Annotated in this window: 11 protein-coding genes, 2 tRNA genes and 1 pseudogene; 4 read left to right on the top strand and 10 right to left on the bottom strand. The window is 67.7% G+C overall.

Annotated features, from left to right (window positions below):
- Positions 1–17 precede the first annotated feature (17 nt).
- The gene (locus G5B46_RS11265) at positions 18–254 is read left to right on the top strand and encodes a DUF1674 domain-containing protein (protein ID WP_165258730.1); all 237 of its coding nucleotides are present in this window, start codon (positions 18–20) and stop codon (positions 252–254) included.
- Between the two features lie 254 nt (positions 255–508).
- Here the strand turns inward: G5B46_RS11265 and mscL are convergent.
- From mscL to aroA, 6 genes and pseudogenes are all read right to left on the bottom strand, one after another.
- A pseudogene (gene mscL, locus G5B46_RS11260) lies at positions 509–919 on the bottom strand (large-conductance mechanosensitive channel protein MscL); the annotation flags it as partial.
- An 81-nt stretch (positions 920–1,000) separates the two neighbouring features.
- Positions 1,001–1,282: an integration host factor subunit beta gene (locus G5B46_RS11255; RefSeq protein ID WP_058348974.1), complete on the bottom strand. Its 282-nt coding sequence runs from the start codon at positions 1,280–1,282 to the stop codon at positions 1,001–1,003.
- 87 nt (positions 1,283–1,369) lie between these two features.
- Entirely contained in the window at positions 1,370–3,334 is a 1,965-nt protein-coding gene (locus G5B46_RS11250; protein ID WP_165258727.1) for a DUF3857 domain-containing protein, read from the bottom strand.
- Positions 3,335–3,475: 141 nt separating this feature from the next.
- Positions 3,476–5,185 (bottom strand): 30S ribosomal protein S1, encoded by a 1,710-nt coding sequence (gene rpsA, locus G5B46_RS11245; protein WP_116489146.1) that lies wholly within the window; start codon positions 5,183–5,185, stop codon positions 3,476–3,478.
- Positions 5,186–5,335: 150 nt separating this feature from the next.
- Complete coding sequence (cmk, locus tag G5B46_RS11240) at positions 5,336–5,968, bottom strand: (d)CMP kinase (protein ID WP_165258725.1); 633 nt, start codon at positions 5,966–5,968, stop codon at positions 5,336–5,338.
- Between the two features lie 3 nt (positions 5,969–5,971).
- Complete coding sequence (gene aroA / locus G5B46_RS11235) at positions 5,972–7,300, bottom strand: 3-phosphoshikimate 1-carboxyvinyltransferase (protein ID WP_165258723.1); 1,329 nt, start codon at positions 7,298–7,300, stop codon at positions 5,972–5,974.
- A 117-nt stretch (positions 7,301–7,417) separates the two neighbouring features.
- Between aroA and G5B46_RS11230 the strand changes: the two genes are divergently transcribed.
- From G5B46_RS11230 to G5B46_RS11220, 3 genes are all read left to right on the top strand, one after another.
- Positions 7,418–7,888 carry a TIGR02300 family protein gene (locus G5B46_RS11230; RefSeq protein WP_165258721.1) on the top strand — a complete coding sequence of 157 codons (471 nt, stop codon included), beginning with the start codon at positions 7,418–7,420 and terminating at the stop codon, positions 7,886–7,888.
- A gap of 211 nt (positions 7,889–8,099) precedes the next feature.
- Positions 8,100–8,175, top strand: a tRNA-Ala gene (locus G5B46_RS11225).
- Between the two features lie 169 nt (positions 8,176–8,344).
- Positions 8,345–8,420 (top strand) — tRNA-Ala (locus tag G5B46_RS11220).
- 61 nt (positions 8,421–8,481) lie between these two features.
- Here the strand turns inward: G5B46_RS11220 and G5B46_RS11215 are convergent.
- From G5B46_RS11215 to G5B46_RS11200, 4 genes are all read right to left on the bottom strand, one after another.
- Entirely contained in the window at positions 8,482–9,267 is a 786-nt protein-coding gene (locus tag G5B46_RS11215) for a hypothetical protein (RefSeq protein ID WP_165258719.1), read from the bottom strand.
- A gap of 134 nt (positions 9,268–9,401) precedes the next feature.
- A complete protein-coding gene (locus G5B46_RS11210) occupies positions 9,402–12,389 on the bottom strand; it encodes a TonB-dependent receptor (RefSeq protein WP_240903436.1) in 2,988 nt (995 codons plus the stop codon).
- A gap of 255 nt (positions 12,390–12,644) precedes the next feature.
- On the bottom strand, positions 12,645–13,055 hold the full coding sequence (locus G5B46_RS11205; RefSeq protein WP_165258716.1) for a hypothetical protein: 411 nt from the start codon (positions 13,053–13,055) through the stop codon (positions 12,645–12,647).
- A 17-nt stretch (positions 13,056–13,072) separates the two neighbouring features.
- Positions 13,073–14,320, bottom strand: a complete 1,248-nt coding sequence (locus tag G5B46_RS11200; RefSeq protein WP_165258714.1) for a PLP-dependent aminotransferase family protein — start codon at positions 14,318–14,320, stop codon at positions 13,073–13,075.
- Between the last annotated feature and the right edge of the window lie 255 nt (positions 14,321–14,575).

The following is a 14,575-nucleotide window of genomic DNA, read 5'->3' as shown; positions in this document are numbered from 1 at the left end:
GCGTGCTATGAAACACCATGTCCGACGATCTTTCTCCCCCGTTTTCCGAGGTTCAGGACCCTGAACTGGCCCGCCTGGGCGCCGCGCCCGGCAAGGATCTGAGCCCCGCCGCCCGCCGCGCGCTGGAAGAGGCCGCCGCTCGCCGCGAGGCCGAAGCGGCCAGCGCCCTGCCCGCCGAGAAGGGCGGCCGCGACGGCCCCGAACCCACGCGGTTCGGCGACTGGGAGCGCAAGGGCGTGGCGGTGGATTTCTGAGATCCGATGCTCCCCCTGAGGGGGGAGCTGTCGCAGAGCGACTGAGGGGGAAATTGCAGCGGCTTGTCAGCAGCCGCTTCCCCCCTTCGGCCCTTCGGGCCACCTCCCCCTTCAGGAGGAGGATCTACAGATCACCCCTTCGGCTTGCGCGGAGCGGCCGGCTTCTTGGCGGGCGCTGCTTTCGGCGCGGCGGCGGCCTTCGCGGCCGGCGCGGGCTTTTCAGCGGCGGCCGGGACGACGGCGGCGACGGCCGGCTTGGCCAGCAGGTCGCGGATCTCGGTCAGCAGCTTTTCTTCCGGGGTCGGCGCGGCCGGCGCCTCGGGAGCCGGTTCGACGGCGTCGGCGCGACGGATCTGGTTGACCAGCTTGACCAGCAGGAACACCACCGCCGCGACGATGAAGAACTGGATCAGGGTGTTGATGAAGGCGCCGTATTGGATGGCGACCTTCTCGATCGCCTCGGTGGCGGGATCCTCGGCCCGCAGCACCCATTCCAGCTTGGAGAAGTCCAGCCCGCCGGTCAGCAGGCCGATCGGCGGCATGATCACCTGGTCGACCAGGCTCTTGACGATGCCGTTGAAGGCCGCGCCGATGATCACGCCGACGGCCAGGTCGATGACGTTGCCGCGGGCGATGAACTCGCGGAATTCCTTGACGATGCTCATGCGCAAATCCCCTCGTGGCTAACCGGAACGCCGAAAGGCTGAGCCGGTTCGCCGCCAGGGGCAAGAGAGTCGGCCGGTCGACTACTCGGCGTTCAGGCGGGCGCGCAGTTCCTTGCCGCTCTTGAAGAACGGCACGTGCTTGGCGCGGACGTCGACGGTTTCCCCCGTGCGCGGGTTGCGACCGGCGCGGGCCGGGCGCGAGCGCACCGACAGGGCCCCGAAGCCGCGCAGCTCGACACGACCGCCGGCCTCCAGGGCGTTGATCATCCGCTCCAGGATGACGCCCACCACACGCTCGACATCCTTCTGCGTCAGGTGCGGATTTTCGTTCGCGAGCCTGGCGATGAGTTCAGACTTGATCATCGATATCCCCTGCGCCGAGGGAGCGGCGCGCCGCGACCTTTGCCCAAGCAGGCCGGAATCTTCAAGGAAAAGGTTGCGAGCCGTTATCTAAAGGCCCTTCGGCGCCCGGACGATGCGAACGTCGTAGGCGGCCTTGCGGATGGCGGCGTTGGCTGCGTCGACCTGGGCGAACGGCAGTTCCCTGGCCTCGCCGCGGGTCTCGGTCTCGAAGCGGGCGACGCCGTCGACCACCTTGGCCGACTTGGCCACGCGGTAGCCGGTGGCGGCGTCCTCGCCGTTGACGCCCTTGACGCTGAAGCCCTCGCCCTTGCCCGGCAGCACCACCTCGATCGAGCTGCGGGTGAAGATGGGATAGCGCAGGGCGAAGGGCGCGGTGTCGTTGGGGCCCGGCTGGCGGCGCGGGAAGGCCGCGCCGGAACCCTCGCCCTCGTCGAGCTTGAGTTCGCGCACGCCCAGGTCGTCGTTCAGACGCCATTCCGGCGCGCCCGTCCCGGTCATCGTGATGGAGAGGTCGCCGCTTTCGGCCTGCTTCCACTCAACCGTCTCCAGCGTGATCCAGCTCATCGACTTGGACAGGGTCTGCTTGAGCCCGCGCTCGACGTCGGCCTTGGGCGCGGTTTCCAGCGATCGCGAGAAGCCCCGCGCCATGTCGCCGCGCATCAGGATGTCGACCCGCACCTGCGCCGGCTTGTCGAGGCCCGCGGAGGCGTCGATGTGCAGCCGGTTGTCGTTCTGGGCCTCGGTCAGCGGCGGCTGCTCGACCGGCTCCAGGCTCGCCCCCTTGGCGCGCACCGGCAGGGCCCAGCGGAAGCCTGGCGGACGCAGGCGGTCGAGGCCGCCCTTGTCGCCCGCGCGCGTGCCGTCCAGCCAGTAGCTCTTCCCGTCGATGCGGGCGCGCACGATGATGTGGTTGAACTGACCGGCGGCGGCCACGCGCTCGTCCATGCCATCGCCGCCGCTGGTCGAGACGATGGCCGGCTCGGCGCCGACGCCCAGGCCGCGCAGCAGGGCCAGCAGCAGCACCGTCTTGCCCTTGCAGTCGCCGAAGCGGCGGGCCCAGGTCTCGTCGGCCGGGGCCGGCCGGTAGCCGCCGTCGCCCATGCTGAGCGCCAGGTAGCGGGTCTTGTCCTCGACCAGCTGCAGGGCCGCGAAGGCGCGCTCCTTGGGGTCCTTGGTCTGGGCGGCGATGCGGGCGATCTCGGCCCGCACGGGCGAGTCCGGCGCCAACTGCGCGGCCTTGTCGTAGAGGGGGTACATGCGCCGCGAGATCTCGGCCCAGTCGGCATAGGTCGAGGCCTGCAGCTCGCCCACCCGCAGGAAGCGCAGCGGCGCGCCGGCCGGGGCCTTGGGCGCCTCGGCGTCGGTCAGATCCACGTTCAGGCGGGTGAAGCCGTCGACCTTGGCGACGGCCGGCTGCGGGAAGCCGGTCGAGGCCTTCCAGATCACCGGATTGTCCTGCGGCCACTCGATGCGCACCCGGTAGCGGCCGATCTTGCCGGCCCAGCCCATGCGCTCGAAGGTCTGGCCGCGATTGTCGAGCAGCGGCTCGGTGCGATGGACGGTGTAGGCCCAGTCGACCACGTCGCCGACCTGAAGGTCCTTGATCTGGATGCTGGCGGTCAGGCGGCCGTCGAGCATGGCGCGTTCGAGATTGGTCTCGCGGCGGATGACCAGCACGTCCTTGCCGCCTTGCAGCAGGTCGATGACCTGGTCGCCGCGGCGGATGGCCAGGGTGTGCAGGGTGACCGTCTCGGCGGTCGGGTTCCACGACACCGAGCGTGAGCCGGAGCCCGACAGCCCCTCGGTCTTCACGATGCGGACGACGCGGCGGCTGTAGAAGGTCCCTCCCGAGCGCTCGAGCCTGGTCTGGCTGTCGTCGAGCAGCACTTGGGTGGCGGGGGTCTCGGGTCCGGCCTGGACGGCGGGGATCGGCGCGACGTCCACCCAGGCCACGGGCGCGGCGTAGACGGGCTTGTCGGCGGCGGCGGCGTGACCAGTCCACATCGCGGCGACGGCGGCGGCCGGAAGGGCCAGCGCGGAAGATTTGAACATGGAGGGTCCCTGCCAACTACTCAGACAAGCGGGACCATACAATTCCAGGCAGCACGGCCAAGAGTTCGCGCAAAAGAAAAACGGCGGTCGGATTGCTCCGACCGCCGCCTGTCTTCAGCTTAAACCCGTGAGGGCGAAAGCTTAGTCCTTCGTGGCGCGCTCACGCAGAGCGGCGCCCAGGATGTCGCCCAGCGAAGCGCCGGAGTCCGACGAGCCGAACTGCTCGATGGCTTCCTTCTCTTCGGCCATTTCCAGCGACTTGATCGACAGCGAGACGCGGCGAGCGGCCTTGTCCACGTTGGTGATCTGAGCGTCGACGCGGTCACCCACGGCGAAGCGCTCGGGGCGCTGTTCCTGACGATCGCGCGACAGGTCCGACTTGCGGATGAAGGCGGTCATCGGGGCGTCGTCTTCACCGAAGCGGACTTCGATGCCGCCCGAGGTGACTTCCGTCACGGTGACGGTGACGGTCTGGTTCTTGCGGAAGGTGTCGCCCGACATCGGGTCGCCGGCCAGCTGCTTGATGCCCAGCGAGATGCGTTCCTTCTCGATGTCGACATCGAGAACCTTCGCCTTGACCACGTCGCCCTTCTTGTAGCGAGCCATGGCTTCTTCGCCGGCGACGCTCCAGTCGATGTCCGACAGGTGCACCATGCCGTCGATGTCGTTGTCGAGGCCGATGAACAGACCGAATTCGGTCGCGTTCTTGACTTCGCCTTCGACGGTCGAACCGATCGGGTGAGCCTCGACGAAGGCTTCCCACGGGTTGGCCAGGGCTTGCTTCAGGCCCAGCGAGACGCGGCGCTTGGACGGATCGACGTCCAGGACCACGACGTCGACTTCCTGCGAGGTCGACACGATCTTGCCGGGGTGGACGTTCTTCTTGGTCCACGACATTTCCGACACGTGCACCAGGCCTTCAACGCCGGCTTCCAGCTCCACGAAGGCGCCGTAGTCGGTGATGTTGGTGATGCGGCCGGTGAACTTGGCGCCGACCGGGTACTTGGCTTCAACGCCGTCCCACGGATCCGACTGCAGCTGCTTCATGCCGAGCGAGATGCGCTGGGTGTCCGGGTTGATCTTGACGATCTGGACCTTCACGGTGTCGCCCACGGCGAGCACTTGGCTCGGGTGGTTGACGCGCTTCCAGCTCATGTCGGTGACGTGCAGCAGGCCGTCGATGCCGCCCAGGTCGACGAACGCACCGTAGTCGGTGATGTTCTTGACGACGCCTTCGCGGATTTCACCCTCTTGCAGCTGCGACACCAGTTCGGTGCGCTGCTCGGCGCGGGCTTCTTCCAGGATGGCGCGACGCGAGACGACGATGTTGCCGCGCGGACGGTCCATCTTCAGGATGGCGAAGGGCTGTTCCTTGCCCATCAGCGGGCCGACGTCGCGGACCGGACGGATGTCGACTTGCGAGCCCGGCAGGAAGGCCGAGGCGCCGCCGAGGTCGACGGTGAAGCCGCCCTTCACGCGGCCGACGATGGCGCCCATCACCGGCTCGTTCTTGGCGTAGACGCCTTCCAGACGGGTCCAGGCTTCTTCGCGCTTGGCCTTTTCGCGGCTGATCACCGCTTCGCCCATGGCGTTCTCGAGGCGCTCGAGGAAGACTTCGACGGTGTCGCCGACCTTGATGGTCGCCTTGCCGGCTTCGTCGACGCCGAATTCCTTCAGCTGGACGCGGCCTTCGGTCTTCAGACCGACGTCGATGATCGCGAAGTCCTTCTCGATCCCAACGACCTTGCCCTTGACCACGGAGCCTTCCGCGAAGTCGCGGCCGCCCATGGAATCGTTGAGGAGCGCTTCGAAATCGTCGCGCGTGGGGTTGAAGCTCATATCGTCAGCCATGCTGATCTAAGATCTCTGGGTTGTGGGAAGCCCTGGGATGAGCGCCGTCGGATGACGGTTCTCGGGATTCCGGGTGAAGTGATTTTTGATGCGATCCGGCGCTTCCAAAGCGGCGGCGAGGCGGGCGTTAGATTGGCCCTTGGAGTTTCCTCACCGGGCGCGCGCCGTCTCGACGATGCGGAGAGCCGCATCGAAGGCCTGGGATATAGTCATTTCCGACGTATCAAGCAAGATAGCGTCCACAGCCTGGGTCATGGGCGCGTCCTTGCGGCCGCCGTCGCGCTCGTCGCGCTTTCTGATGTCGGCCAGGATCTCGTCGAAGGTGACGCTCTCGCCCTGCCCGGTCAGCTGCTTCCAGCGGCGGTCGGCGCGGACCTCGGCGCTGGCGGTGACATAGAGCTTGGCCGGCGCCTCCGGGGCGATGACCGTGCCGATGTCGCGGCCGTCGAGCACCGCGCCCGGCTCCTGGGCGGCGAACGCGCGCTGCAGGTCGAACAGCGCCGAGCGCACGCCGGGGTGCACGGCCACGCGGCTGGCGGCCTCGCCGGCGGCGCGGGTGCGCACTTCGGGACGCTCCAGTTCGGCCAGGTCCAGACCCCGGGCCGCGGCCTCGGCCGCAGCGGCGTCGTCGAGGTCGCCGCCGACGTCCAGCAGACGGACGCCGACCGCGCGATACAGCAGGCCGGTGTCGAGCATCGGCAGGCCGTAGTGGGCCGCCAGGCGCGAGGCGATGGTGCCCTTGCCTGAGGCGGCGGGGCCGTCGACGGCGATCACGAAGCCCATGGATCAGGCCTCGACGATCGAGCCGCCCAGGCCCGTCATCAGCGACACGAAGCCGGGGAAGCTGGTGGCGATCATGCCCGGCTCGTCGATCTCGACGGGCTCCTGGGCGGCCAGGCCCAGGATCAGGTGGCTCATGGCGATGCGGTGATCGCCATGGGTGATCACCCGGCCGCCGCCGCGCACCGGGTGGTTGCCGCCCTTCGTGCCGACCACGGTCATGCCTTCGGGCTCTTCCTCGACCGTGACGCCGCAGGCCTGCAGGCCCGCCGCCGTCAGGGCGATGCGATCGCTTTCCTTGACCCGCATCTCGCCGATGCCGCGCATGACGGTCGGCCCGTCGGCGAAGGCGGCGGCGACGGCCAGGATCGGATATTCGTCAATCATCGCCGGAGCGCGCTCGGGCGGCACGACGACGCCCTTGAGCTGCGAATGGCGGGCGGTGATGTCGCCGACGTCCTCGCCGCTCTCGACGCGGACGTTCGAGATGGTCAGGTCCGCGCCCATCTCCTGCAGGGTGGTGAAGAGGCCGGTGCGCAGCACGTTGAGCATCACGCCCTCGACCGTCACTTCCGAGCCGGGGACGATCAGGGCCGCGACCAGCGGGAAGGCGGCCGACGACGGATCGCCCGGCACCTGCACGTGCGTGCCCTTCAGCTTCTGGCCTTCGGGCAGGCGCACGTGGCGCACGCCGTTCTTGTCTTCGACCAGCACCTCGGCGCCGAAGGCGCGCAACATGCGCTCGGTGTGGTCGCGGGTGGCTTCCGGCTCGATCACCTCGACGCCGCCCTCGGCGTGCAGGCCGGCCAGCAGCACGGCCGACTTCACCTGGGCCGAGGCCATCGGCAGGGTGTAGACGAGGCCGCGCAGGGAGCCGCCCTTCAGGGTCAGCGGCAGGCGGCCCTTGTCGCGGCCGAACCAGGTGGCGCCCATGCGGGCCAGCGGATCGAGCACGCGGCCCATCGGACGCCCGCGCAGGCTGGCGTCGCCGGTGAAGGTGGCGCACATGGCAAAGCCGGCGGCCGCGCCCATGATCAGGCGAACGCCGGTGCCGGCGTTGCCGCAATCGATGACGTCGGAGGGCTCTTCGAAGCCGCCCTTGCCCTCGACCCGCCAGCGGCCGACGCCTTCCTTCTCGACCCGCGCGCCGAAGGCCTGCATGGCCCGCGCGGTCGCCAGGACGTCGTCGCCTTCCAGCAGCCCCTCGATGGTGGTGGTGCCGCTCGCAAGCGCGCCGAGGATCATCGAACGGTGCGAAATGGACTTGTCGCCAGGCGCCCGAACCGTACCGCGAAGGCTCCCGCCCGGGGCGCTCTTCAATCCAGCCGTGGTCATGCCGAAACCGGCTCCTTGCAACATAGGTGTTTCGCGAAGGGGTTTGCTTTTGACAGCGGCCTCCCGTCATGGCAAGTCAGCCGCCGCTTTTCCCATCAGGATCAAAGGGTCGCCGCCTTGGCTAATCCCGACTTGGGCGCAAAACAAATCTGCCCCAACTGCCAATCGAAGTTCTACGACCTCAACCGTCGTCCGGCCGTTTGCCCCAAGTGCGGCGAGCAGTTCGACCCGGAAGAGGCCCTGAAGTCGCGCCGCGTCCGCGCTCGCGCCGTCACGCCGGACTACGACGCCGACGACGAGAAGGAAGCCCCGGCTCCCAAGGAGCAGGACGGCTACGAGGACGAAGTCGACGAGACTCCGGAAATCGACGAGGCCGCCGAGGCTGACGTCGCCGAAACCGACGACGAGGACGGTGATCCGACCTCCGAACCGGCCCCGGGCGGCGACGACCTGGGCGTCGACTTCGCCGAGGACGAGGATCTCGGCGACGAGGACAGCGACGACGTCCCGTTCCTCGAGGACGAGGACGAAGACGACCTCGGCGACGAGATCGAAGGCCTGCCGGACGGCGAGGACGACGACCGCTAAGTGACGAATTCCGGGGTCGGAGCCATCCGACCCCGGATTTTCGGGTTCTCCACAAGGCTTTGGCCGGACCCCGAAAAAAAGTTCGCCGAGGGGGTTGATCCCGGAAAAACCTCGGCATAGGTTCCGCGCCTCTTCGGGGGACAGCCACTCGGAACCGCCGGAGAGACTAAGGAATTCGAAAGGAAGTCTTCACGATTTCCAGACGGTCCTTGGGGCTATAGCTCAGCTGGTAGAGCGCTTGAATGGCATTCAAGAGGTCAGCGGTTCGACTCCGCTTAGCTCCACCAAGACGGCCGCTTCCCTAAAGGGAGCGGCCGTTTCCATTTTCGGATCCTGCCGAAGACTTGCCGGAAAACTTGGGCCTCACCTGATGGAGGGGCTTGATCCCGGAAAGGCCTCGACATAGTTTCCGCGCCTTCCCGGCCACCATCCGGGAGACCAAGGCTTTCGAGCCTCGGGGCTATAGCTCAGCTGGTAGAGCGCTTGAATGGCATTCAAGAGGTCAGCGGTTCGACTCCGCTTAGCTCCACCAAAACGGCCGCTTCCCTAAAGGGAGCGGCCGTTTCCATTTCCAGATCAGGCCCAATCCCGGATCAGGCGTAGCCCAGCAGGGCCCGCAGGCCGGGCACGTGGTAGTCGACGACGCGCTTGTGGACGTCCGACAGCACCTTGGGCACCTCGGCCGTCACCTTCAGGTTCTCGCTGGCCGTACGGCTCTCCCGGCGGTCGGCGCCGGCCTCGACGCGCTCGCGCCAGTCGGCGGGCAGCTCGAGGCCGCAATCGGCAAGCAGGCGGCCGAAGAAGGCCTCGGCGCGCCGCGAGCCGAGATCCTTGAGGTTCTCGACGATGTCCTCGTAGCGGACGATCACGGCCCGCGAGCCCATCCAGGCGACCGCGTTCATGCTGAACACGTCGCGCAGGTCGGGCACCGCGCCATGCGCGCCCAGGATCATCATCATGATGACGTCCTCGATCGCCGCCCCGCCGTCCTTGATGTGGTTCAGGCGACCCTGGAACTCGTCGGACAGGTAGAAGCGCGTCCGAGCCAGGACCCAGTCATAGGGATCGCGCACCAGCACGATGTGGCGCACGTCGCGCAGGGCCACGGCCGACTCGTCGGAGAACAGCATGTGGCCCCAGCTGATCATCGGCTTGTCAGGGCGGAAGGCCTCGCGGCTGCGGGCCAGCAGGGCGTGCTGGATGTACTCGCCCGGCCAGTGCTGATCGCGGGCGACGAACATCCGCATGATGTTGCGGATCAGGTGGGTGCCGGCCTTGGGCACGCTGTTGAGGAAGACCGGCTGGGCCAGCCGCGCCCGGTCGAAGCGCTCGCCGATGGCGTCGAGATTGTCGGGCTTGCCGCGGATGATGGCGTTCACGAAGGACCCCGATGCGGCCGTGTGGGGCCGCTGCTTACAAAAGAACGGGCGGCGGATCGCTCCGCCGCCCGACGATAGACGAAAAGGCCCGGGACGGGGAAACGCCTCGCAGCGCCCCCGCCCCTCGCCGATCCCTAGAACTTGGCCTGCATGCTCAGGAACACGCGGCGGCCGATGTAGTCGTATTGCGACGACAGCACCGAACGACCGACCATGTTGTAGTCGCCCTGGGCCATGGTGACCTGCGGCGGCAGTTCGTTGAACAGGTTGGCCACGCCGCCGACCACCGACCAGTCCTCGAAGCGCTTCTGCAGCGAGAGGCTGTGGTAGGCGGTGAACTCGGTGTGGATCTTGTAGAACGTGGTGCCGGCCGCGTTGCGGTCGTCGAAGAACTCGGCGTCCGAAGCCTTGCCGACCATGTCGACGCCCCAGAAGCCGGTCCAGTCGCCGCGCGAGAAGCGGAAGTTCAGCTGGCCGGTCCAGTCGGGATCGCCGACACGACCGTTGTTGTCTTCCACGAAGTCGGCGAACAGCGCCTTCTTGTCTTCCAGCTGCCAGGTCGACTGCAGGTCGATGGTCATCCGGATGTCGGCCGGCAGGTCGTGGCTGTAGTTGACCGTCAGGTCGATGCCGCGGTTCTTCTGCGTCGAGATGTTCAGGTAGTTGTCGGTGACCGTCGTGATCAGGTTCGACGGGCCGCGATCGAACAGCGAGCACAGCGGATCGGTCGGGAAGTTCAGCGAGCGATAGCAGCCGCTGATGATGTTGGCCGCGCCCAGCTGGTCGATCTCGTTCTTCACCTCGATGTCGAAGTAGTCGAGCGCGACCTGCAGGTCGGCGAACTTCGGCGTCCAGATCACGCCGTAGGTCGTGGCCTTGGAGGTTTCGGCCTCCAGTTCGCCCGCGCCGCCGCCCGAGGTGATGGTCGCCGAGGCGCCGGCGCCGGTGTAGGTCCCCGGAATGCCGTCGGCCGCGCAGTTGTTGGCGACGTACTGCGGCAGGGTGCCGGCCGTCAGCGCCGCCTGCCAGCGGATGCAGGGGTCGAGGCTGCGCTGGCTGAGGAACGAGGTCTCGGCGTTCTTGTACAGCTCGAACAGCGCCGGGGCGCGGAACGAGGTGCCGTGGGTGGCGCGCAGGCGCACCGACGGGATGATCCGCCAGTTGACGCCGACCTTGTAGGTGGTGTCGCTGCCGTACGAATTGACGTCGGTGTAGCGGCCCGACAGGGACAGATCCAGCGACTGGGCCAGCATCATGTCCTTGAGGATCGGAATGCTCAGTTCGCCGTAGACATCCTTGGTGTTGTCCTTGCCGGCGGTGATGCCCGAGACCGAGGAGCCCCAGATGTTGCCGGCGCGGGTGATCTCGCCGGGGGTGTCGTTGATCTCGTCACGACGATACGAGGCGCCCAGCGCCACGCCCACCGGACCGGCCGGCAGCGTGAATAGGTTGCCCGACACCGAGCCTTCGATCGCGAACTGCTTGTAGATCGTGCGACCGGTCTCGGTGTCGAACAGGAAGGCTTCTTCCTCCGGCGTGTACTTGCCGGCCAGGAAGTCGGCCGACATCCAGTTCACGTCCACGCAGCTGCGGTTCGAGATCGGGGTTTTGTAGCCGACGCACGAGGCGGTCGGACGCGGGATCGAGTTGGCCTGGCCAAGACCGCCGGTGCCGAAGTCGCTGCGGCCGTCGGCGCTGTTGACGGCGTCGGCCAGGATCACGTCCTGCGAGTACTGGCCCTTGTTGTGGCTGTACTGGGCGAAGATGTCCCAGTCCCAGCCCTTCAGGAAGTCGATGCCGGTGAAGTCGCCGCGCAGGCCGCCGACATAGCGCTGGTAGTCGACCTTCTGGCCCGAGCGGTTGCGCGGGGTGACCGGGGTCGGGCTAAGCACGAAGTCGCCGGTGAAGCCGGCGCTGAAGGGGTCGCCGTAGTCCTCGGTGTAGAGGTAGGTCCAGAACTGGCGGTAGCCGTTGGTCTTGGTGGCGCGACGGTTCAGCAGCACCTCGGCATAGGCCTCGATGTTGTCGGTGACGTCGAAGGTCGCCTGGGCGTAGACCGTGTTGCGCTCGGTGCGCGGGGTCAGCGAGCTGGCCAGGTTGTAGGGGCTGTTGTAGTCGAGCACGCCCATGTCCGGGTTGGCCGGATCCAGGCTGTCGCCGACGATGAAGAAGCCCGGCGGCAGGCCCGGATAGGCGCCGCCGGCGTTCGAACCGCCCGGATACTGCGGGATGAACTGGCCCAGGTTGCCGCTGTAGTCGTACTGGATTTTGCCGTTCGTGCCCGAGAAATCGGGGATCGTGTAGAGCCAGACCTGATCGTACAGCAGGTCGCGGCACTGGGTCTTGCCCGTGCGCGGGTCGATCGTGTCCTTACGCTTGCCGTTGGCGTCGAAGATGTATTGCTGGCCGCAGTTGGTGTAGCTGCGCTGGCCGTTGGTCTGCTCGGCCTTCTTGGCGTAGTCGTAGGTGATGTTGAAGGTGCCGCGGTCGAAGGTCTTGCCCCAGCCGATGCTGCCGCGGAACTCTTCGCCGCCCTTCTTCTGCGGCTGAGTGGCGAAGGCGTCGATCGAGAAGCCGTCGGCGCCGCGCTTGGTGATGATGTTGACCACGCCGGCGACGGCGTCCGAGCCGTAGATCGACGAAGCGCCGTCCTTGAGGATCTCGACGCGGTCGATGGCGGCCATCGGCAGCACGTTGAGGTCGAAGGCGGACACGCCGCCGCGCACGCCGGCCGGGCCGGCGCGACGGCCGTTCAGCAGCACCAGGGTGCGGTTGGCCCCCAGGCCCCGCAGCGAGATGGTTTCCGAACCCGGGCCGCCGTCGGTGACGAAGGCGCTGGAGATGGCCGAGGTGATCTGCGGCGAGCCAGACGCGATCGTCGACGACTGCAGCAGCTGGGCCGTGCTGCCCACGCCCTTGAGCAGGCCCTGCTCGGCGGTGACCACCTGGACGGGGTCGGAGCTGTTGAATTCGTTGCGCTTGATGCGCGAGCCAGTGACGACGACGGCTTCGACTTCCGAAGCCGAAGCGCTGTCACTGGTGGCCTGAGCCATGGCGGGCAGAGCCGCGCCAGCCGCCAGCCCCGCGATGATCGTCGAGGCTAGAAGGTGTCTACGATGCATGAACATTGAGGATTTTCGCCCTTGATTGCGGACACGACGGCACGTCCCCCCACCAAGTCCCCCTTGGCGCGCGACGAACCTCCCGCGGGCGCTAGTCAATCGCCTCAACTGCGTCGCTGCAATCTAGGCGACGCTAAAACGTCGCATTTTGGACAAACTGTGACCTGGAGCGCGCACTTGGTAATCAGGTTGGGCGCTTTGGGGCAGGCCGTCAGGAAGCGCTTCCAGCGCCCGCCACCCGGCCTGCGGGGTCCGTTATGAAGCGCGCCAGGTCCCTTCCGCGATCGTGGCGACGGCCTCCCAGCCCTTTTCGGTCAACTTCAGGTACTTCTTGCGCCGGTCATCGGGATCCAGCTCCTGGGTGACCCAACCCAGCCCGTCCGGGTTCTGCCTGGTCGGCTCCATGAACAGGCCGAACGTCCGCTCGATGGAGCGCCCGAGAATGGCCTTGCCGTCGCCGTCGTCGCCGCCCGCCGTCATGAGATCGGCCAGGTTGATGGACTCGTTGCGGATGTTGGCCATGGCGACGATGCAGAAGGCCAGCATCTGCCGGGCCGAGGCGCGGGGCGGCGTGATCGAGGTCATCGCCAGAAGGAAACCCGCGAAGCTTTCGAGCGTCGTGGCGGCCCCCGGCGACGACCACGACCGCATTGTTGATCCCGTCATGGTGAACTCCCTCCCCGTCAACCTGCGATCAGCCCGGCCAGGCGGCGGACGCCTTCCTCGATCTGCTCGGGCGGCAGCAGGGAGTAGCTGAGACGCAGGGTGTTGGCGGCCGGAGCCTCGGCGAAGAAGGGGGCGCCGGGCACGAAGGCCACGCGGATGTCGGTCAGGGCGCGGGCCAGCAGGTCCTTGCCGTCGACGCCCGGCGGCAGGGTCAGCCAGACGAACATGCCGCCCTCGGGCGAGATCCACGAGACGCTTTTGGGCATGTGCCGCTCCAGCGCCGCCAGCATGGCGCGGGCCTGGCCGCCATAGGCGCCCCGCAGCCGGCCCAGGTGCTGGTCGTAGCCTTCGGACACCACGCGATGGGCGACCATCTGGTTGATGGTCGAGACGTGCAGGTCGCCGCCCTGCTTGAGCAGGACCAGCTTCTCGATCGCCGCCCGCGGACCGCAGATCCAGCCGATGCGCAGGGCCGGCGACAGGGTCTTGGACAAGGTGCCGCAGAACAGGGTGCGAGCGGCCTCGATCGACCCGTTGCGGGCGATGTCGAGGGACAGCAGCGAGGGGATGGCCTCGCCGCCGAAGCGCAGCTCGCGATAGGCGCCGTCCTCGACCAGAGGGAAGTCGAGGTCCTCGGCCAGGTCGAGCAGCGCCTCGCGTTCGGCCAGGGTCAGGCTGACGCCGGTGGGATTGGCGAAGTCGGGGACGAAGTAGCCCAGGCGGGGTTTGCGGGCCTCCACGGCCTTCCGCGCGGCCGGGTCGCCGGCCAGCGCCCCCTCGGGCAGGTCGAGATAGGCCGGCTGATAGGCGTTGAACGCCTGCAGCGCGCCCAGATAGGTGGGCCGGGCGACCATGACGCCGGCGCCCGGATCGAGGAACAGCTTGCCCAGCAGGTCGAGCGCCTGCTGCGAGCCGGCGGTCAGCAGCACGTTCTCCGGCTCGCACGGCATGCCGTCGCGGGTCATCCGCTCGGCGATCCAGCGGCGCAGCGGGCCGTGGCCCTCGCTGACGGTGTACTGCAGGGCCTGGGCGGCCTGGGCGCCGTCGGCCAGGATCTCGGCATAGGCCTCGCGGATCATCTGGGCCGGGAACAGGGCGGGATCGGGGATGCCGCCGGCGAACGACAGGATGTCGGGCTGCTCGAGCAGCTTCAGCAGTTCGCGGATCTCGCTGGCGCGGATGCCGGCCATGCGCGCGGAATAGCGCGCGGCCCAGTCGTGCTTGGCCCCGTCTTGATCGGCCAAGGCTTGGGTGTCGATGGTCATGAGGTCTTCTTCGTCGGGACAATCGTGCGGCCGCCTGCGGGCCGCTCGTCTTTTCGTCATTCGGCGGCTCGAGGCCGCCTATCGTCTGGGCGCACCAAGGCGCCGCGCCTGATCCCTAGCGGTCAGGCGCTGCGTACGAGTCCGTTGGTGCCCAGGGAGCGACGGCGCTGAAAGCGCCGGTTCCCGCGTTCGCTCGCGATCATGGGCGCGACCCTAGCGTCGCGGATCGAGGAAGGAAACCCGGCTTTTCCTAGA

This window comes from Caulobacter sp. 602-2 (assembly GCF_011043625.1).
Classification (GTDB): Bacteria; Pseudomonadota; Alphaproteobacteria; order Caulobacterales; family Caulobacteraceae; genus Caulobacter.
Note: the sequence above shows the minus strand (reverse complement) of the source record. Positions and strands in the feature narration are given on the sequence as shown.